General features: G+C 34.6%; 17 protein-coding genes. 5 read left to right on the top strand and 12 right to left on the bottom strand.

What is annotated here, in order from left to right; translation table 11 throughout:
- Positions 1 to 46: 46 nt before the first annotated feature.
- The 8 genes from GKG01_RS09025 to GKG01_RS05605 all read right to left on the bottom strand — a co-directional run bounded on the left by GKG01_RS09025 (position 47) and on the right by GKG01_RS05605 (position 7622).
- Positions 47 to 235, bottom strand: coding sequence for a hypothetical protein (locus tag GKG01_RS09025; RefSeq protein ID WP_172975095.1), 189 nt, complete (start codon positions 233 to 235; stop codon positions 47 to 49).
- A 251-nt stretch (positions 236 to 486) separates the two neighbouring features.
- Entirely contained in the window at positions 487 to 834 is a 348-nt protein-coding gene (locus tag GKG01_RS05635) for a hypothetical protein (RefSeq protein ID WP_241684748.1), read from the bottom strand.
- A 115-nt stretch (positions 835 to 949) separates the two neighbouring features.
- Entirely contained in the window at positions 950 to 2251 is a 1302-nt protein-coding gene (locus tag GKG01_RS05630; protein WP_154271773.1) for an MFS transporter, read from the bottom strand.
- Positions 2251 to 2922, bottom strand: coding sequence for an antibiotic ABC transporter permease (locus GKG01_RS05625; RefSeq protein ID WP_154271772.1), 672 nt, complete (start codon positions 2920 to 2922; stop codon positions 2251 to 2253). Before GKG01_RS05625 ends, GKG01_RS05630 begins: the two co-directional genes overlap by 1 nt.
- Positions 2912 to 3664: an antibiotic ABC transporter permease gene (locus GKG01_RS05620; protein ID WP_154271771.1), complete on the bottom strand. Its 753-nt coding sequence runs from the start codon at positions 3662 to 3664 to the stop codon at positions 2912 to 2914. Before GKG01_RS05620 ends, GKG01_RS05625 begins: the two co-directional genes overlap by 11 nt.
- Positions 3657 to 4541 (bottom strand): ABC transporter ATP-binding protein, encoded by an 885-nt coding sequence (locus tag GKG01_RS05615; RefSeq protein ID WP_154271770.1) that lies wholly within the window; start codon positions 4539 to 4541, stop codon positions 3657 to 3659. Before GKG01_RS05615 ends, GKG01_RS05620 begins: the two co-directional genes overlap by 8 nt.
- A gap of 52 nt (positions 4542 to 4593) precedes the next feature.
- Entirely contained in the window at positions 4594 to 6390 is a 1797-nt protein-coding gene (pepF, locus tag GKG01_RS05610) for an oligoendopeptidase F (RefSeq protein ID WP_154271769.1), read from the bottom strand.
- Positions 6390 to 7622, bottom strand: coding sequence for an aminopeptidase (locus GKG01_RS05605; protein ID WP_154271768.1), 1233 nt, complete (start codon positions 7620 to 7622; stop codon positions 6390 to 6392). Before GKG01_RS05605 ends, pepF begins: the two co-directional genes overlap by 1 nt.
- A gap of 161 nt (positions 7623 to 7783) precedes the next feature.
- Between GKG01_RS05605 and GKG01_RS05600 the strand changes: the two genes are divergently transcribed.
- From GKG01_RS05600 to GKG01_RS05590, 3 genes are all read left to right on the top strand, one after another.
- Positions 7784 to 8434, top strand: coding sequence for an HAD family phosphatase (locus GKG01_RS05600; protein ID WP_154271767.1), 651 nt, complete (start codon positions 7784 to 7786; stop codon positions 8432 to 8434).
- Between the two features lie 8 nt (positions 8435 to 8442).
- Positions 8443 to 8895 (top strand): small multi-drug export protein, encoded by a 453-nt coding sequence (locus GKG01_RS05595; protein ID WP_094206602.1) that lies wholly within the window; start codon positions 8443 to 8445, stop codon positions 8893 to 8895.
- 65 nt (positions 8896 to 8960) lie between these two features.
- Positions 8961 to 9359, top strand: coding sequence for a DUF3139 domain-containing protein (locus GKG01_RS05590; protein ID WP_094206601.1), 399 nt, complete (start codon positions 8961 to 8963; stop codon positions 9357 to 9359).
- Positions 9360 to 9427: 68 nt separating this feature from the next.
- Here the strand turns inward: GKG01_RS05590 and GKG01_RS05585 are convergent, their stop codons facing one another.
- The gene (locus tag GKG01_RS05585; protein WP_154271766.1) at positions 9428 to 10603 is read right to left on the bottom strand and encodes a carboxypeptidase-like regulatory domain-containing protein; all 1176 of its coding nucleotides are present in this window, start codon (positions 10601 to 10603) and stop codon (positions 9428 to 9430) included.
- 97 nt (positions 10604 to 10700) lie between these two features.
- The gene (locus tag GKG01_RS05580) at positions 10701 to 16538 is read right to left on the bottom strand and encodes a cell wall-binding repeat-containing protein (RefSeq protein ID WP_154271765.1); all 5838 of its coding nucleotides are present in this window, start codon (positions 16536 to 16538) and stop codon (positions 10701 to 10703) included.
- A gap of 398 nt (positions 16539 to 16936) precedes the next feature.
- On the opposite strand from GKG01_RS05580, the gene GKG01_RS05575 reads away from it, so the two are divergent.
- Both GKG01_RS05575 and GKG01_RS05570 read left to right on the top strand, forming a co-directional pair.
- On the top strand, positions 16937 to 17437 hold the full coding sequence (locus GKG01_RS05575) for an ECF transporter S component (RefSeq protein WP_154271764.1): 501 nt from the start codon (positions 16937 to 16939) through the stop codon (positions 17435 to 17437).
- A 10-nt stretch (positions 17438 to 17447) separates the two neighbouring features.
- On the top strand, positions 17448 to 17705 hold the full coding sequence (locus tag GKG01_RS05570; protein WP_154271763.1) for a hypothetical protein: 258 nt from the start codon (positions 17448 to 17450) through the stop codon (positions 17703 to 17705).
- Positions 17706 to 17739: 34 nt separating this feature from the next.
- Here the strand turns inward: GKG01_RS05570 and GKG01_RS05565 are convergent, their stop codons facing one another.
- Complete coding sequence (locus GKG01_RS05565) at positions 17740 to 18378, bottom strand: phosphatase PAP2 family protein (RefSeq protein WP_154271762.1); 639 nt, start codon at positions 18376 to 18378, stop codon at positions 17740 to 17742.
- A gap of 1 nt (position 18379) precedes the next feature.
- Positions 18380 to 19561 (bottom strand): cation diffusion facilitator family transporter, encoded by a 1182-nt coding sequence (locus GKG01_RS05560; protein WP_154271761.1) that lies wholly within the window; start codon positions 19559 to 19561, stop codon positions 18380 to 18382.
- Positions 19562 to 19593 lie beyond the last annotated feature (32 nt).

Below are 19593 nucleotides of genomic sequence, written 5' to 3'. Positions count from 1 at the left end.
AAAATTTCATTTAAACTAATAAATTTATTCACGATTACAAATAATATTAAAAACCATTATCACTAACACTATCAAATATAGCATTAAATACCACTTTTTTCAAGTCAAAAGGTCCTTCTACTATTATATTTTTAACTTCTTGTACAATGGTTAGTTTATATCCAAATATCAAAAAAGCAGTAGTAATAAATCCAGTAAATGTACTTATTCTTTCATAAATTAATGCTAAGTCCATAAATAACAGGAATATTCCATACATAAATACAAACGATAAAAATATTGACAGTAGTATGTTTGATTTGAATATTTGAATTCCTCCAAATCCGTTTTTTCCTATAATTGAAACTATTTCGCCTTTTCTATTTGTAAATTCTCAACGTCAAGTACAGTATTTCCGTCGAATGATTTTTTAATATTATTAAATTGTATATACATTTGTTGCCTCTTATCTATGTAAATTGGCACCAAAACGGTGCCAATTATATATTATTTGTCGTATTTTTCGATGTCATCGATTACTTTTCCGATGTATTCGATGGTGTCTTTGAGTGGTTTATCTGTTGTGATGTCTACTCCTGCAGCTTTTGCGATTCCGACAGAATCTTGTGTGGAGCCTAATGCCAATGCTTTAAGCCATCTGTCTGCTGCTGGTTTTCTTTCTTCTACAATCATTTTGGATACTTGTGTTCCGATTGTAAGTCCTGCGGAGTAAGTGTATGGATACAATCCCATGTAGTAGTGAGGTTGTCTCATACATGTTAATTCTGATCCTTCGTTGATTTCAACGTCTTCTCCCCAGAATTTTTGAAGTGTTTCTTTGAAAATTCTTGACAAATCATCTGCTGTGAATCCTTCTTTTTTATCGATATGAATAACTGGAACGTGTTTTTCAGCTTTCCAATCTCCAGATTGAACTGTTTCTGTGTATTTTTACCCCAATTACACTAAACTAATCATTAATTACATCTGGGTTTAATTCTTCAAGTCGGTTAATGTTTTTATTAAAAAGCATCATCACGCAAATGATAAGTAGAATAGTTCCACAAATTACAAATAACAGCCCAATTCCTCTGCCATTTCCAACTCCAATTATCTTTCCGATAAAAGTATCAGATAATTTGCCGCCCTCTACCAAAAGTGGATTGAACACATTATCCGCCAAAAATCCCGCCAAAATAATCGCTATAGGTGTGATAATCTTCATTAGACAGTCTACCAGTGAGCCCACTCTTCCAAGCATTTTAGTCTCTATTTTCAATTGCATCAGTGAACCCAGAGTTCCATTCGCATAAGGTGTCGGTATCATAAATAAGAAAAATCCCACAGCTATTACAATCCAGCTGTAATTTATTCCCATTACTATCAATCCAATTGAACAAATTATAAGACTCAAAAATATCGATCTTACTTTGTTTTTCTCACTTGGAATTGCACCAGAAATTACTCCACCTAACACCATCGCAATTCCCGACACAGAATTCACAAGTCCGTAAATTTTTGTGTCATAATTACTCATTACCAACGGACCAACCAATACCATTGCAATATTAGCCACAAAATTCAAAATTGAAAACACGACTATTATTTGAATAAATCCCTGCTTTTGTTTCAACACTTCAAACGCTATTTTCAAATCACTCACAATTGTCTTAGTGAAGTTGGATTCCTTGACTTCTTCGATTTCTTGCTCGATTTTTTGCGGTAAAATCGTCAAAATAGCCACGAAGAAAGTTACAAAATCAATCGCAAATAATCCCGTCAATCCTATAAACGGAAATAACGCACCTGCAATCAACGGAGCAAGCATATTTTGAATTGCTCTGATAAGTTGCATAAAACCATTCGCTCTTGGAATATCCTTCTTTTCAACCAAAAGTGGAATCGTCGCATTAAATGCAGGATTTTGAAATGTACCCAAAGTTTGCGACAAGAAAGTCAACGGATATACCATCCACACTTTCATACTTCCCGTCGCAAGTAAAATCATAAGTATAACTTTAAGTACAGCATCGAGCGAATCGGTTAACACTATAATATGTTTTCGTTGTTTTCTGTCTGCCATTGATCCTGCAAAAGGAGCAAATATAATTCCCGGTAAAATTTGAACTAAAAATGTCATCGCAAAAGTCGTGGCACTTTTTGTCATCATGAAAATCCACAACGATAATCCAAATGATGAAATCCCCGACCCAAGCATCGACACAAATTGCCCAAACCATACCACCATAAATTTTTTAAATTTTTCGTTCATTAGAATCCCCTATACTGTAATTTCGTTCTTGCTTTTTTCATAAAATGATACGCCACAGCATATAAAAGTATCAAATTCAACACAATTTTCTTCATATCTGCTTGATTTCCCACAATTATTTTTCTGATTTCTTGTGTTATTGTGAGTTTGTATCCAAATATCAAAAACGCTGTTGTGATAAATCCAGTAAATGATGCGACTCTTTCGTAAATTAATGTAAGTGCCATGAATAGGAAGAACACGCCATACATTAGAATTAATGAAAAGATTATCGCTAGTATTAAATTAGGCTTGAATTGTATTATCCCGTTTAATCCATTTCCCGATAAAAATATTACAATCGAAAACAAAATCGCCGCTTTTACTAACCAAACGATGCTTCTTTTAAAATAAATCATTACAATGCTAGTTCTAGATGAAATCATATTAATCAGCCCGTCGCTTTTGATTTCAAATTCTATGGATTTAACGAGTTCAAATAACACTGTTTGCAACAAATACCATATCAAAAAATACGTGAACGATTCGTTGTTCCAATTATCCGTTGATTTTAGCATAAATGAAACGCCCGCAAGCATGATAATATCCGATATTAGCTTTGAGAAATATTCGATTTTATAGTTTTTGTTTTCATCGATGTATTTTCTCAGTTCGCCGTATTTATATGCCATACAAATTACCTCTTTTCATGCTTTTTTGAATGTTTTTATCGTATGAAAATTTGACCAAAACGGACAATACCAAAGCCTGAATCAAAAGCTGTATTATCAAATCATATCTCACATTATTCAGTTGTAATTGTGTGAAGATTTCACGAGCGTTGTTAAATGGGAATATTATTTTATTAATAAGTACAAGTGCTTTGTTGTTGACTTTTACGGTAATATCTCCGAAAAACAACATATATGTTTCAGCCAATGCCACAAAACTTCCAAGTCTTTTATATAATAGTGTGAAGCTTGATAAGAAAGTGCCCAATTGATAAAGTATGAATACAGACACAACCATCACTAAAATTATTATAGGAATGTGGTTGAATTTCGAATAATCAAAGTCCACTGATACAAATATCAGTGTGAATATCACTATTACTTTTATCGTATTCATCAAACATTCCACTAAATTTCTGTACAAAACTACAGATAGTATCCCTGTTTTTGATTGGACAATTGATATCAGTGTTCTGTCTGTTATTTCGTTTTGTATCAAAAACGTTGGTGATTCAATCGCATAAGTCGCATAATACCACAATATCATCATCAAAAACACGATTTCTTTTTCTTTTACAAACAGTCCATCTATGATGAAAAGTGACATCAAAAGCACTGCGATGTTTGCAAATATGACGTTGAATTTATATTTTTTGATTTCTGAGAAATCTCTGTTAAATTCCAATAACAATTTATTAAACATTTGAAATCACCCTGAAGTACACATCTTCTGCCGTCAAAGATTCTTTTCTCATGCTTATTATGTCACAGTTTTTCAGTAGAAATTCCTTCTCATCTTCATCGTAAACTGACAATATAATTGAATTGTCGGTAAATTCGTATTTCGTTTTCTTCAAATTATCTAGTAGATTTCTGTTGGTGTTTTCTATTTCAATGATGTCTTTTCGTAAATCTTTTGAATCAAACAACTGTTTGGATGGTTTATCCAGTACAATTTTCCCTTCATTTATTAGAATTAATCTGGAGTTGATGTTTTTCATAAATGATAGGTCATGACTTGTGAAGATGACTGTCTTTTGGTCTTCAACTGCTATTTTGTGTAGAAAATTCAACAAAATATTCATGCTATTGATGTCCAATCCATTTGTAGGTTCATCTAAGCAAATTATATCGGGATTGGTTAGAAGTGTCACTATGAGTGAAAGTTTTTGACGATTTCCTTGCGATAATTCTGATACTTTTTTGTCCTTGAATTCTGTAAAATCGAGTTTGCTCATCAAATTATGCACTTCATCTTCATTGTAATTAACGTGGTTTAGTCCGAGAAAATACATGATGTTTTCAGTGGCTGTTAAATAATCGTAATATCCTCCACCACTTTCAAGTACAAGTTTGGTGTGTTCTCTGATTTTAGAGTTTTTGTTGGATATATTATCAACTCTGCATTCTCCTTGGTCTTGGTACAATAATCCACACAAAATCTTAATTAATGTGCTTTTACCGGATCCATTTTTTCCGATAATTGAAACTATTTCGCCCTTTTCTATTTGCAAATTCTCAACGTCAAGTACAGTATTTCCGTCGAATGATTTTTTAATATTATTAAATTGTATATACATTTGTTGCCTCTTATCTATGTAAATTGGCACCTATTACGGTGCCAATTTTATATTATTTGTCGTATTTTTCGATGTCATCGATTACTTTACCGATGTATTCGATGGTGTCTTTGAGTGGTTTATCTGTTGTGATGTCTACTCCTGCAGCTTTTGCGATTCCGACAGAATCTTCTGTGGAGCCTAATGCCAATGCTTTAAGCCATCTATCTGCTGCTGGTTTTCCTTCTTCTACAATCATTTTGGATACTTGTGTTCCGATTGTAAGTCCTGCGGAGTAAGTGTATGGATACAATCCCATGTAGTAGTGAGGTTGTCTCATCCATGTTAATTCTGATCCTTCGTTGATTTCAACGTCTTCTCCCCAGAATTTTTGTAGTGTTTCTTTGAAGATTCTGGACAAATCATCGGCTGTGAATCCTTCTTTCTTATCGATTAATTTGTACACTTCTCTTTGGTAGTATCCTTCGATGAAGTGTGTGACGAAGTTGTGGAAGTAGGTTCTGGAGATTATTTGTCCGGACAAATATCTTCTTTCTTGGTCAGTTGTTGCTTTTTCTAGCAAGTATCTGCTCATGATGAGTTCGTTTGTTGTGGATGGTGATTCCACAAAGTACATTGATGGATCGTTGTCCAACACGTTTTGTGTTTTTTGTGAGATGTAGGATTGTCCTGCATGTCCCAATTCGTGTGACAATACGATGGCTTCTGTTAGTTTGCCAGTCCAAGATATCAACACGTAAGGATGTGCCAAGAATGGCGATGCGCAGAATGCTCCTGTTGATTTTCCGAATGTGTTTACGAAGTCAATCCATTTTTCGTCAAATGCACGATCTAGCATTTTGGAATAATCTTCTCCTAGGATTGAAAGTCCGTCTTTGACCAAATTCCTTGCATCTTCTACTGAAATGTTTTTGGAGAATGAGTTTTCCACATCTAGCTTCAAGTCCATGAATGTAACTTTGTCCAAATCGTATTCTTTTTTAATGATTTGGGCGTATTTTCTCATGTGTTTCGGAAGTTCTTGCATGATTACATCTAGTTGTCTGTCGTACAATTCACGAGAAATGTTTTGTCTGTCTAACAAGAAATCTATAACTGAATCGTATCCTCTTAGTTCACTTTCTGCCTTTTCTGCTTGACAATGTGATAGATAAATCATCGCTGTTGTGTTTTTGTATTTTGCAAGTTCGTTGTAGAACACTTCGTATGATTTTCTTCTCAAATCTGTGTCGGGGTCGTTGTCGTAAACTCCTTCGAACAAATTGTAAGTCATTTCGTATTTTTTGCCATTTACTTCGAAATCAGGGAATGTGATGTCGTGAATTTTAGTTGTGTTGTAGATTTCGTAGAATGAGCTGAATGTTTGCGAGAATTTGCTTATAACATTTTCCACTTCTTTGGATAAGATGTGTTCTTTTTTCTTCAACAAATCGTCGATGTATCTTGTGTTGTTGGTGTCGTTTTTCACTTCTTCAAGTGTTTGTTCGTCAACTTGTACGAGTTCTGTTTCAAAAAAGCTCATTTTGTTTTCGATGTCTGCGATTTTTGTGAATGTCGTCATGGCTCTTTTTTGGGATTTTTCGTTGTGGCCGTCTGCTTCCACATCAAGTGATGCGTAGTGTGCGATGCGGTCGATATTAGCCACGATATCTCTGTAATCGTCCATTGCGTTTTTGATGATGTCTGCTGATTTGAGTTTGTTTTCGTAATTTTTCTTGAAATCATCCGCCATCAAATCAATTGTGTGGACTGCTTTTTCGAATTCTTCTTCTGTTTTATATAATGCAGACAAATCCCACATGTATTGTGGGTCTGCTTCTTCTCTTTTACAATATTTTAGTATATCCATTAGATTGCCCAGTTTCCTTCCTTAAATACTTCTACTTCTTTGCCGTCAGCTGTAGTTCCAACGATTCTCATATCTTCTGAACCAACCATGAAATCCACGTGAATCAATGAATCGTTGATTCCATTTTCCTTCAATTCATCTTCACTCATGTCCACTCCACCTTCTACGCAAGTTGGATAAGCTTGGCCGAATGCAAGGTGACATGATGCGTTTTCGTCGTACAATGTTTTGATGAATGTGACGTTTGATTTGGAAATTGGAGATTCGTAAGGAACAAGAGCCACTTCTCCCAAGTATTTTCCGTTTTCATCAGTATCGAACATATTCTTCAAAGTTTCCTTGCCAATTTCTGCATCGAAATCCACAACTTTTCCATCTTTAAATTCAAATCTCATCTTGTCGATAGTGTTGCCACCGTAATTCAAAGGCTTAGTGCTGTAAACAACGCCGTTTACCTTGTCTTTGTGAGGAGCTGTGAACACTTCTTCTGTTGGAATGTTTGGCACGAAATCATTCCCGTAATTATCTGTGGATTGTGCAGCTATCCACACGTGTCCTTTTGGAAGTTCGATTGTCAAATCAGTTCCCAATGAATTTGTGTAGTGAAGCTTCACGAATTGGTGCTTGTTCATAAACTCTGCGTGTTTGTCCATTGTGTCCAAATGTTCATCCCAAGCTTTGATAGGATCTTCGGTGTCAGAACGTGTCGCCTTGAAGATTTGATCCCACAATTTTTCTACAGCTTCTTTTTCTGAAAGTTCTGGGAACACTCTCTTCGCCCAGCCAACACTTGGAGCTGCTACAACACACCAGCTGTTGATGTCATTCATTGTGTATTTTTGAATTGGTTTCATCTTTTCAGCAAAAACCTTGGATCTCATTTGAACTCTGTCGGGATCCACTCCCTTTAAGTTTTCAGGGTCTTGGCAAGATACAGATATCACCCCTGCCTTTTTTTCAAAATAGTATTTGGATTTTTCAACTAAAAAAGCCGGAACGTCCTTCAACGCTTCTTCTGATGCGTTTTCGTAGTACATTCTGTTGATTTCATCGTCATTCCATTCCATGATAACTTCACTGCAGCCTTTTTCGTAAGCGTATTTTACCAAAAGTCTAGCAAAATCAGCTCTTTCAACCGCACAACGAATTACAAGTGGTCTATCGTTTGCATTGATTCCTTTTTCGATAATTAGTCTTGCGTAATTGTTTAGTTTTTTGTCAAAATTTTCCATATTATTCCTCCTCGTATCACTAATAATATTATATGGTTTTCCCGATTATTTTTCAATTTTATAAAATTAAAATATTTGTAAAATAAGTAAAAATACTGGATTTTGATTGACTTTACATACCCCATATACTAAAATCTAAATATAAATGAAAGGATGAATTTATGATTAAATACGCAATTTTTGATATGGATGGTACTTTGATTAATTCCATGTACAAATGGAACAGAGTTATACTAGATTACATGAAAAATTTGGGAATAACACCAGACGATGATTTTATCAAGAAAATCAAAACCAAAACACTTTTGACATCTATTGATTACATTCACGAAACTTTTGACATCAAAAAAACCACAGACGATGGTTTGAACTTTATATATTACACAATTAGAAACGGATATATGAATGAATTTGATTTGAAACCGGGCGTTTTGGATATGCTCGAAAAGCTAAAATCAATGGGAATTAAAATGTGTGTTGCAACAGCCACAGAAGACCACTTGGCAATTCCCGCTCTTGAAAAACAAGGAATCCTTGATTATTTTGAATTCGTGCAAACTTGTAAATCCGTAGGTTACCACAAATACGAAGACGAATATTGGAATAATGCTCTTGAAAAATTGGGCTCTAATGTGGATGACACGATTGTGTTTGAAGATGCGCTTTACTGCATCGACACTGTGGACAAAATGGGATTTAAAATCGTGGGAATAACTGACGAGTCCACTGTTAATGATTATGATATAATTGATGAAAAAGTGGACCAATACATCGAATCATACGATGATTTGGACTACGATTTGTTTAAATAGGAGTTTGTATGAATAAAATAATTTATATGTTCATATTGTCCATGCTTCCTGTTTTGGAAATCAGAGGGTCGATGATTTACGCACTTGCAAATAACATTAACCCTGCATTAGCGTTCTTCTTGTCTGTGATTGGCAACATATTGCCAATACCATTTTTGATTTTGTTGACACAAAAAGTCCTACAATGGTTGGATACAATCGACACTTTCAAACCATTTGTGGATTGGATTAACAAAAAAGCACAAGAAAAAAGCAAGACAATCGACAAGTACGGAAGACTAGGACTCTACATTTTGGTGGCGATTCCACTTCCTGGAACAGGCGCTTGGACTGGCGCATTGGTGGCATCATTCTTGGGATTAACTCCCAAAAAAAGTATGCTTCCCATAACACTTGGAGTCATCACAGCAGGAACTATCGTGATGCTTTCAACAATGGGTGTGTTAAATGTAATTAAGTAAGGTGTGAAATCTCACACCTTTTTTTGTTTTGGGGTATAATAATATCAAAGAGAGGTGTGCTGCAAATGAAAAAGAAAAAGTTTTCAATAGTTAAAATACTACTACTATGTCTTGTGGTATTTATAGCTGGAAAATGGATTATAGCTGTTCCCGTTCAAAGACATTATGGATACAAAAAGTTGTACAAATACATGGAAGTTCAAGGGATAAAAAAAGATAACATAAAAGAGATAACATCTTTTAAAAACTATCTGGATGGTTCTTATAATTACAAAGTTAAATTAAAGGATCCTGAAGGATACTCAATTAACTATATTTATACTCATTATAAAGAAATCATGGTGTATTCAATAGAATATAATTTAAATGGCAAATATAAGTCATTAGATGTCAATGAAAGAAAAAAATTCAAATACCCTCCTTTGCCTTTTGATTGGGAAGATAAGTTAACAAATAATAAATAAAAATTACCTAGATTTTGAAGTGAACCACCAACCAAAATTTTGTGGTTCACTTTTATTCTAGGCAATTTCTAATTCTGTTCTTTTTGTTTGTTCAAATACAAATACGCCAACACTATTATTCCCACCGAGAATAAAATCATCATTCTTTCGTCTTTATTTCCCGATTCTGGGAGTTTTTCATCGACGTGTTCTTTCTTTTCTACCACAAGGGATTTCTTAGACAAATCACTTTGTGACAATACTACATCGAACTCACGCACTTGTCCTTCTTTTAATATAACTCCTCCGACTCCGTTTTCTGTCAATCTATCTTCGTTATTTACAGTAAGAACGTAGTTTCCCGGAAACAAATTGTCGAATACTACTTTTCCTTCTTTATTTGTGTACTGGAATGCATACATATCTGTTCTTCTGTCTTTTAATGAAACCAGAACTTTTTCTTGTGGTTTGTCGGCTTTTTTCACGTTGATTATAAGTGCTGATTCGAACTCTTTTTTGATTTGTTCGTCTATTTGTGAACTATAAATAGATTCTTCTGAATTTGGATTAATCTCAATGTCATTGATTTTGAAATTGTCATGTTTTTCAAAATATTCACTCATTTTGTCCACGTACACCTGATATTTTCCAGGATCTTCTACTTCAAAATACGCATAACCAAACATATCGGTTTTTGACAAGTATTCTTTTGTATCCGATTGCAATCTGACATCTATTTCTTTCAGGGCAACAGCGTATTTGTCTGTTATTCTATAAGTTATTTTGTATTTCTTGTCCTTGTCCTCTCTTGTCTTGGCAATCAAAGTTTTGGAATTATCGGTGTTATTTTCAAGTAATACTTTTTGTTCATCGAAGAAATATCCCGACGGAGCAGACACTACCTTCACGGAATGTTCTGATGGTGCAAGCTTATAAAATTGTGCTTCTCCTTTTTCATCTGTCTGATTTTCTCGAGATTTGCCAGTCTGAAGATCAGTTACTATTATCTCAACTTTCGGTATTGGTTTGCTTTTTTTGTCCAATACGGTAATTTTTAATATAGCATTATCTTCGTCCATCGCTTGTTTTACTGCAAATGATAAGTTAGTTTTAAAGTTTTGCATAATTTTCTTGCTGACACTATCATTTTGTCCTCTATTTGGATTGATTATATTGTCTATTTTATCTATTTCTGATGCTGTGGCGATTTGAGGTATCATAATTATCACCACTAAAACAAATAGTAGTTTTTTCAAAATTTTCATAACACTTCTCCTATTTAATAATATATCATAAAAGAAGCGTTTTTTCCCAATTTTAGACAAAAAAAGTCACACGAAATATCGTGCGACTTTTCTTACTCTATTTGATCAATTCTTTTACAACTGATTCACTTATTGAGTTTTCTCCACCAAATACATTAACTTTTTCAAATTTTGATTCTTGGAAAGCTTGTTTTGTAGCTTCTGGAATTTCATTTGCTTCTGCTAATAATATTGGGCAATCAATAGAGCCTATTACTAAGCTGTCTGCTGGAACTGTTCCGTTTGCGATGTTAACTTCTACTCTATCTTTGAAGCCATATTCGTAAATCTTCTTCGCTGTTTCGTAACGGTTTGCTCCTGCTATTCTTGTAGGGTTTGGAAGTTTGTTTTCTACTTCTTTAGAGATTGTCTTTTCTCCACCTACAATTATTACTTCTTCAATTTGTTTCAATACTTCTTGTGTTGCTTTTGGTATGTTGTTTGGTTGTACAAGTAGTATTGGCATGTTGTTTTTGTTAGCTAGTGGCGCTACTGTTAATGCGTCTGCGAATACTTCTCCGCTTGCTATTACAGCTTTTTTAGTTCCTGTAAGCTTGATTACTTCTTGTGCAATCTTTGCACTTGTTTCATAACGATTAGCTCCTGCTATTGTTCTAACGTTGTATTGTGATAGGCTGTCTTTTGTTTTATCTACTGATTTTTCTCCACCTATTACGATTACATTCTTAGCTCCTAATCTCTTGATTTCTTGTGCTACTACTGAATCTAATTGATCTTTTTGTACAAGTAGGATTGGTGCTTTTAATTGTTTTGATAATGCTGATGCTGATAAGCTGTCTGCGAATTGTTCGTAGTTTGCTATGATTACTGTTTCAGCAGATTCGTAGTATTTCTTGGATACTTCTACTGATGTTTGAATTCTGTCAGCTCCTGCAACTCTTGTTGTAGTTTTTTGTTGTTCAGCTGGTGTGCTTGGAGTTGTTGTTCCAGGTACGCTTGGTGTTGGTGTTACTGTACCAGGTTGATCTGGTGTTGTTCCTGGGTTATCTTTGCCTGGATCTTTTGGATCTTCCTTGCCAGGTTTATCTGGTGTTGTTGGATCTTCTTTGCCAGGTTTATCTGGTTTTGTTGGATCTTCTTTGCCAGGTTTATCTGGTGTTGTTGGATCTTCTTTTCCTGGTTTTCCAGCTTCTTTTATCTTAGCTATTTCAGCTTCGATTTCTTTAGCTAATTTGTCAACTTCTTCTTGAGTTGCATCTTCTTTCTTAACTAAATCTTCAGCTTTTTGTATCAAATCTTGTAATGCTTTTTCTTGTTGTTCGTTAAGTTTATAATCATCTTTCTTCTTCAACAATTCTTCTGCATCTTCTTTTTGACCGACAAGTTTTTTCTTATCAACTTTCTTAGCTTCTTTTTCTTTAATGTTAGCTAAAGCTTCTTTTAATTTGTTGTTGATTTCATCAACCTTGTCTTGTGGTTGTTGTTCAGCAATAGCTTTTCTTGCTTGTTCAATCAAATCTTTAAGTTCAGCTAATTGTTCATCAGTCACTTCGTATTTTTCAGGAACTTCTACTATTGAATGTGCTTTTAATAAGTTGTTCAATAAGTCTGTTGTATCAACTGGATCTTTTACGTTAGGATCTTTTCTGTTGATTACAACTTCTTCGATTGTTTCGTTTCCTGCATCGTCGTATGCTTTGATTTGGAATTTGTTTTCGCCGATTTCCAATGGAACTTCTATTTCGAATTCTCCGTCAACGCCTTCTTCAAGTTCGAAGGCATCCCAAGTTTTGTCTATTCTTGAAAGCATTGATTCGTTAAGATACATTTCCAAATAAGTCATGTTTTCATGACCTTTTACTTTGATTTTAGCTGTTGGAGCTTTTTCATCTTCGCGTTCTACAGTGTATTCAACTGTTGGAGCAACGTAGTCTTTTCTGATTCTTCTGATAATAGTATCTTCAAGTTTACGTCCTTCGATGTTTTGTCCTGTAACTTTTAGTTGCAATTCGTAAACAAATCCATCTTCCAATCCAGAAATGTCTAATTCGTGATCAAATACGAAATTGCCATCTTTATCTTTGTTAACTTTGATTTCTTGAACTTCAGTTCCTTCAACTTGTTTACCATCTTTAGTGATAGTTAATGTTAACTTGTCTAATTGGTCAATGTGAGTAACATTACCTTGTACGTGAATCTTCTTGTAAGATTCTGGGTTTTCTTTGTCTTCGTATTTACCAAATGCTGCATAGTAATCAGGGTTTTGAACAGTGATTACAGGCATTGTGTAAACTGGTTTTTCTGGTTTTTCTTCTGGTTGAGTTGGCTTATCATCTGGTTTTTCTTCACCTTTTACAATAACTGGAATTGTGTAGTAAATTTCCTTGTCGCCAATTTTAACCTTTACTTTTATTTCATATTGACCAGGTTCTTTTGTATCAACATTCTTAATTATTCTAACTTTTGCGTCTTCTGGTAAGAAGTCAAGGTGTTCTTTTATTTGTTCTGTTTTAAGAGTCTTATCCCCAACTTTTAATTCAATTGGTTTGATTGCTTCAACTTTAACTTTAATATAGTAATAAGTTTCAACTCCATCAACAGTAACTGCCGCTGTAATCGTAAATTCTCCAGCTTTTTCAGTGGATTTAAGAGTGTTTTCAATATATTCAGGTTCTTTTATTTCAACCTTCGCACCTTCTGGTAATCCAACTAGATGTTTCTTAACTTCTTCTACTGTAGGCATTGGGTCATTTACTCTCAATGTCATATCTGTTGTTTTGATATCATGATCAGTCACACCCGTGTCAACATTTTCTCCAGCGACATTTCTTGAGTTATCCCAAGCGTAAATGCTTAGGTTAGCCAAGTCAAATCCTTCAGCTATTTCGAATGTATAAGAGTAATCTCTTACTATTCCAACGTCTTTGAATTGATCATCTCTTCTAACTTCTTGTTCGTACCATTGACCAGTTTTAGTGTTTTCGTATCCTACGCTAAATACACCTGCTAAGTTATCTTTTGCAGTTACAGTTATAGTTCTGTTATCTGCATTGTATTTGTAGCTTAATTTCGGTGCTGTATTGTCTAACAATATGTTGTATTGATATTTTTGTTCCTTAGCATCTTTGTAATCAACGTGTCCTGTGATTTTATAGATGTATTGTCCTTCATCAACAGGTTTTCCGTTTTGATCTTTGAAATCCCAAGCTGCTCCTCCAGGAACGTATTCGAAGTTCCATTTACCATTGTCTTTGTACAATCCATTTACTTTTAGAAGAATTGGGTCGATGAATAAGTTTCTCAATGTGTTGCCATCTTTGTCTAAGATGTCGTATTTTACATCAAGAGCGTTTCTCATAATTGTGATTACTGGTGCAACTTCTGAGTTTAATTTTTCGTCATCACGTGAATTAACGAATACAGTTGGTTTGCCATCGACATTCCAAGCATTCCAGTAGTTCCATCCGCCTTCTTTTCCTCTTCTCATAAATCCTGATTTATCTATTCCACCATTATCATATACTAGTGGTTTGTAGTTGACATCGTCGCTGAAATCAGGCATGTTGTCCAAGAATTGTGGTTCTGACCAATCGCCCTTGAATCCAGTGTAAGGAACTGAAAGTGTAGGGTTAGTTTTGGATTCAAACATTACATATCCTTGTGCAAATTGATTCTTGTCAATTCCTTTTGTAGATATTGTTGCTTTGTATTCAAATTCACTGTTAGCTTTTACTGTAACTTGTGGTAATTCTTTTTCTTCTGCAACAGATGAATGTTCTGTGTATCTTCCATCTTTAACTTCATCTTTTAATGAGATGTATCTTGGTGTAAATGTGATGTCATTTTTAGAGTAGTTTTTCAATTTGAATGTTGCATTAAATTGTTCTCCAACTTCTCCAAGTTCTAGTTTACCGTCTTCTTTGTCGTCTTTTCCACCTGTAGCTGTAACAGTTGCATTTGTCTTAACTACATTTTCAAGGTTAACAAGACCTGCACCTTGTTGTTTTGGTGTGTACAATGAAGCTGAAGCACCTTTTACTTCTTTGTCTTCTATAGGAGTTGCTGTGTTCATCATAACCAAAACTGTCAAGTATTCTTGGATTGGGTCTGGTTTTCCATCAGCAGTTCTCTTTAACCAACCATCTTTGTACAATCTTTGCATTACTAATGCACTTGCACCTGCAACTTGTGGAGTTGCCATTGATGTACCACTCATCATAGTGTATTTATCTTCATTTATTGTTGAGTAGATTTGTCCACCAACACCTGCGATATCTGGTTTTAATCTCAAATCAGGAGTAATTCCCCAAGATGAGAACTCACTCATTTGTTCGCCTTTTGGATTCTTAATAGAATGTACTGGAGTGATGTTGATTTGTTGTTGTGGGTTATCTATTAATAGTTTTTTTAAATATTCTCCATCTTTGTTACTAATGAATACTGAAGGAAATTCCTTATTTTCCATTCCAGACATAAATGACAAGTTGTTGCCTTCTGGAGAGTTGTAAATTATAATACCAGCTGCACCTTTTGTTTTTGCTAATTGAGCTTTATCATTAAAGGATCCGTCTCCCCTCATTGCAAGAACGATTTTATCTTTTACATCTTCGTCTTTTACATTATTTTTTTGGTAATCTTTATCAGAATTTCCTAATCCAACATAAACGTATGGTTTCTTTCCTGTTGTTGTCTTTTCGTTTTCGCCTTCTGCGGTACCTGCTGAGATGTCAGGTTGTCCTTCAACTTCTACAACTCTTCCTCTCATTTTTATGTTTTCCATTGATGCTACTGCATAAGATGGATCTGCAACTGCAGGGTGTCCTGTAGTACCAAAGTCAGGGTTTATCGCTAAGTTAGTCTTGCCTTCGCCACCCCAGTTTGTAACACGGTCATTACCCATGGCAACTGCGCATACAACTCCGGCAGCTTTAGCTTTATTGAATGCTTCGTTTGTTGGAGACACGCCATCTCTACTATAACCTGATCCCATTCCCAAACTCATGTTCAATACATCTGCACCAAGTTTTACTGAATCGTCAATCGCTTTCAACCATACTTCTTCGTAAACTGTAGATACTAATGCATCGTTGCTGAATACCTTCATCGCTAATAATTGTGCGTTTGGTGCTACACCCCTTACTCCTTCATTTTCTGCATCACCATTTGCAGCAACTATACCAGCTACGTGCATTCCGTGGTATCCACCGATACCAGAATCTCTAATTTCTTGTGATTCGTCAGCGTAGTTGTATCCATAAGGTACTTTATTGCTGTACCATTTACCTTTTAATCTATTTTCTTTAATTACTTTATTAACTTCGTCTTCGCTGTTATACTTTGAATTAACATCAGGAGATAATTTCATATCTTTGTGAGATGGATCTACACCAGTATCTATAATACTAATTAACATTCCTTGTCCTGAGAAATCGTATTGATCCCACAAAGTATCAGCCTTAATCATTCCTGGAGCTGAAGCCAAGTTTGGAGACGCTCCTCCTTTTGGTCTTTCAGCCTTCATTTGAGTTGTGACTTTTTTAACTCCTGGTTGTTTTCTCAATTTGTCGATGTCTTTTGCTTTAACTTTAGCTGAGAAACCTGTGATAACTGCAGAAAATTCATCTTCTTTGTCAACTTTAACGTTTTCTTTGTTAAGTTTAGTTTTGATGTTTTCTGAAGTTTTCTTTACATCTGCTTCAGATGCCTTCACAGCTTTTGAGAATCTCGCGCTCTTTACGTTTGGTTCTCTTTCGATAGCAGCCTTGTCACTAGTTTCTACGATAACTTTGACTTCTTCGTCTGCCTTTACGCCTTGTTCTTGAAGTTTAGCATATGTAGTGCTGTCTGTTTGATTAGTTGCGAATGTCGTTGCACTCGGCAATACCAATGAAAACAATAACACACCAGCTAAAAACTTTTTGGAATATGGTTTCATATTTCCCTCCTACTTTTTTATACGCAAAAACGGCAAAATTATTTGCTTTTTGCTCATAACATAATTTTACTTAACTACATAGTAAATGTCAATCTATTTTTGAATTTCTTATTTTATAAATATACTTCTATCGTTTTCATTCATTTTTTTGTTACGATTTATTTAGTTTGTAAATTTCCTTGTTTTGTTTGGACAAATTACTGATAATATTTATTGTTCATTGTTTTTTTATTATTTAATTGAATAATAATGTGTAAAACGTGCCTTTTTGTTACATTATTTTTCAAAAATATTTTTTCAAACAAATTTTATTATGAAATCTGTTACCATAATTTTTTCATAATTTGTTACTATCAACCACCACACAAATACTCTATAATATATATGAGGAGGATTAAATGAATACTAGAAAAATTACTACAACTGCGATTTTCATCGCGCTTACGGCTTTTTTCACGATGGTAATCAAAATCCCAGTGTCACCTGCGATGGGTTATGTTAATCTTGGAGACTTCATTATATTATTATCCACTGTCGCATTCGGACCAGTTATAGGAATGATTTCCGCTGCGTTTGGCTCAAGTTTAGCGGATTTGCTGCTTGGTTATGCAGCGTTTGCACCATTTACATTCGTTGTCAAAGGTTTGATGGCACTTGTAATGGGATTGTTCTTGAAGAAAATCAACAATCAAAAAACATCCACCGTTCTAATTGCTGGAGTTATTTGCGAATTGGTGATGGTCGTGGGATATTACTTCACATCTGTAATTCTTTACGGAAATAAAACGGCAATCGCTACAATTCTTCCAAACTCAGTCCAAGCTGCTGTGAATTTTGTGATATTTGCACTTATTTGGAAGAGATTTTTGAAAATAACTGAATCTATATTGAAAGACTAGGGAGTATTTTATGAAGAAATTATTAATACCTTTGTCTTATTTAGCACAAATTATTGTATTAATCGGACTGATATTTTTTGATGGATTCGGTCAACAAGGTTTTGTTTTGTTGTATTTGATTCCGTTCGCTATTATGAATTTGGCTTTAAGAAATCAAATATCCAACAAAAATCTCAGACTAATTCACGTTATAATCAATGTTATATCAATTTTCGCGTTTGCGATTTTAATGATATTATCATTTGTTTTCCCAGTTTCAAACAAATAAATTATTCTTCAAACTAAAAAAACACAGCCTGTCACTAATAGTGATAAGCTGTGTTTTGTTTTCTATTGAATACAAAAAGTATAGCATGAGCTAGAATAATTCCACACACTACATCTATAATGCTGTGTTGTTTTACAAGCATGGTGCTTATGCAAATTCCCGCATCCCACAATAAGAATAAAACCTTCGATTTTCCTTTATTTTTCAATATTCTTCGAAACTGATTGTCAATTATCACGGTTGTAGATACGTGAATGCTTGGACACACGTTATTTGGTGGGTCTATCTTGTGAATTCCCTTTATTATCCACGAACAAATATCATTTCCAGTGATATTAGTTACTCTGATGTCAAGTGCTGTCGGATATATCATATAAATTATCAGTGATATGAACATCGCAGAAAACATCGGGATAATTATGTTGTACATATTATCGTATGATTTTCTCTTCAAAAGGTAGACAAATGGTATCACTAGCATCAAAAACCACGACGAGTACATAAGTATCGCTGGTTTATAAAAAGGAATGTAGTCGTCTAGTTTCGAATATACTATGTGATAATTTCTATTGGGTATTTTTTCCATTGCAAAAAACCACACCAAATACACTGCGTAGACTTCTAGTATGAATTTGAGTGGATTTTTATCATAAATTCGTTTAATATTTTTCATTTTAATAAAAGTTTCTTCTTTGATATCCTCTTGTAATCGCTATAATTGGCTTGTAGTCAGTGATTTGTGATAGGATTTTGCCTTTCACAATATCGACTATTTGCTTGTCTTCCATTTTTTCATCTATATCTACTCTGATGTCAAAAATCATCTCATCGCCTTCTTTTTTAGGACAAATCCTAAAATCGTTCAATATCCATTCGTCGTTTACATCGTCGATGATTTTTGCGACAATTTCGTGTAAGTTTTGAACTTCTGGATTGTTGACTGCTAACGGATCCATATGAATAGTGGAGTACACGCCTTTTTGTTCAATCAAATCTCTTTCGATTCTATCTGCAAGTGAATGTAGTTTGATGAATTCTTCGGAACTGTCCACTTCCACATCCACAGTTATGAAGATGTGACCTGGACCGTAATCGTGAACTCTCAAATCGTGTGCGCCGTAGATTCCGTCGTATGATGTGATGAAATCGGTGATTTCACGTTCGAATTTTCTGGATGCACCCGTTCCCAAAAGTTTATCCACAGTGTCTGTTATCATTTCAAATCCGTTTTTGATGATGATAACACCACCCAAAAGTCCGATGTATGCGTCGATATTAAGTCCTGTCAATTTGAACACTACGACAGAAATAAGTACGATGGATGTGGATATGCAGTCGCTTTTTGAATCCACAGATGTCGCCATCAACAAATCCGAGTCGATTTTCTTGGAAATTTTGTAGTAAAATTTGCTTAGCCAAAACTTCGCCACAATCGCCACTATTAGGACAATCAACGAATATATGTTGAATGTAATGATTTCCGGGTGGATAATCTTCTTAAATGATGCAACTACCAATTTCACCCCGATGTAAATGACCAAAATAGTAATCAATGACGAGAAGATGTACTCCAATCGTGAATGACCGTACGGATGTTTTTCATCGGCGGGTTTCGTGCTCATACTAAAGCTTAAAACCATCAGAATAATACTGAAACAATCCGATAAATTGTTGATAGCATCAGCCATTATCGCTATGGAATTAGTGAGTAATCCTATTATTAGTTTAGTAGAAAACAAAAATAAGTTAATGAACAATCCCACAGCACTGCTCAAATTACCGTATGATCTACGCGTAGTGAAGCTTTGCGTGTCCTCGTAATTTTTAACAAATTTTTGAATCAAAAAATCTATCATAAAATCCTTCCTTAAAATGTAATTATTTTATT

This window comes from Finegoldia sp. BIOML-A4 (genome assembly GCF_009679635.1).
In the GTDB taxonomy this organism is placed as follows: domain Bacteria; phylum Bacillota; class Clostridia; order Tissierellales; family Peptoniphilaceae; genus Finegoldia; species Finegoldia magna.
Note: the sequence above shows the minus strand (reverse complement) of the source record. Positions and strands in the feature narration are given on the sequence as shown.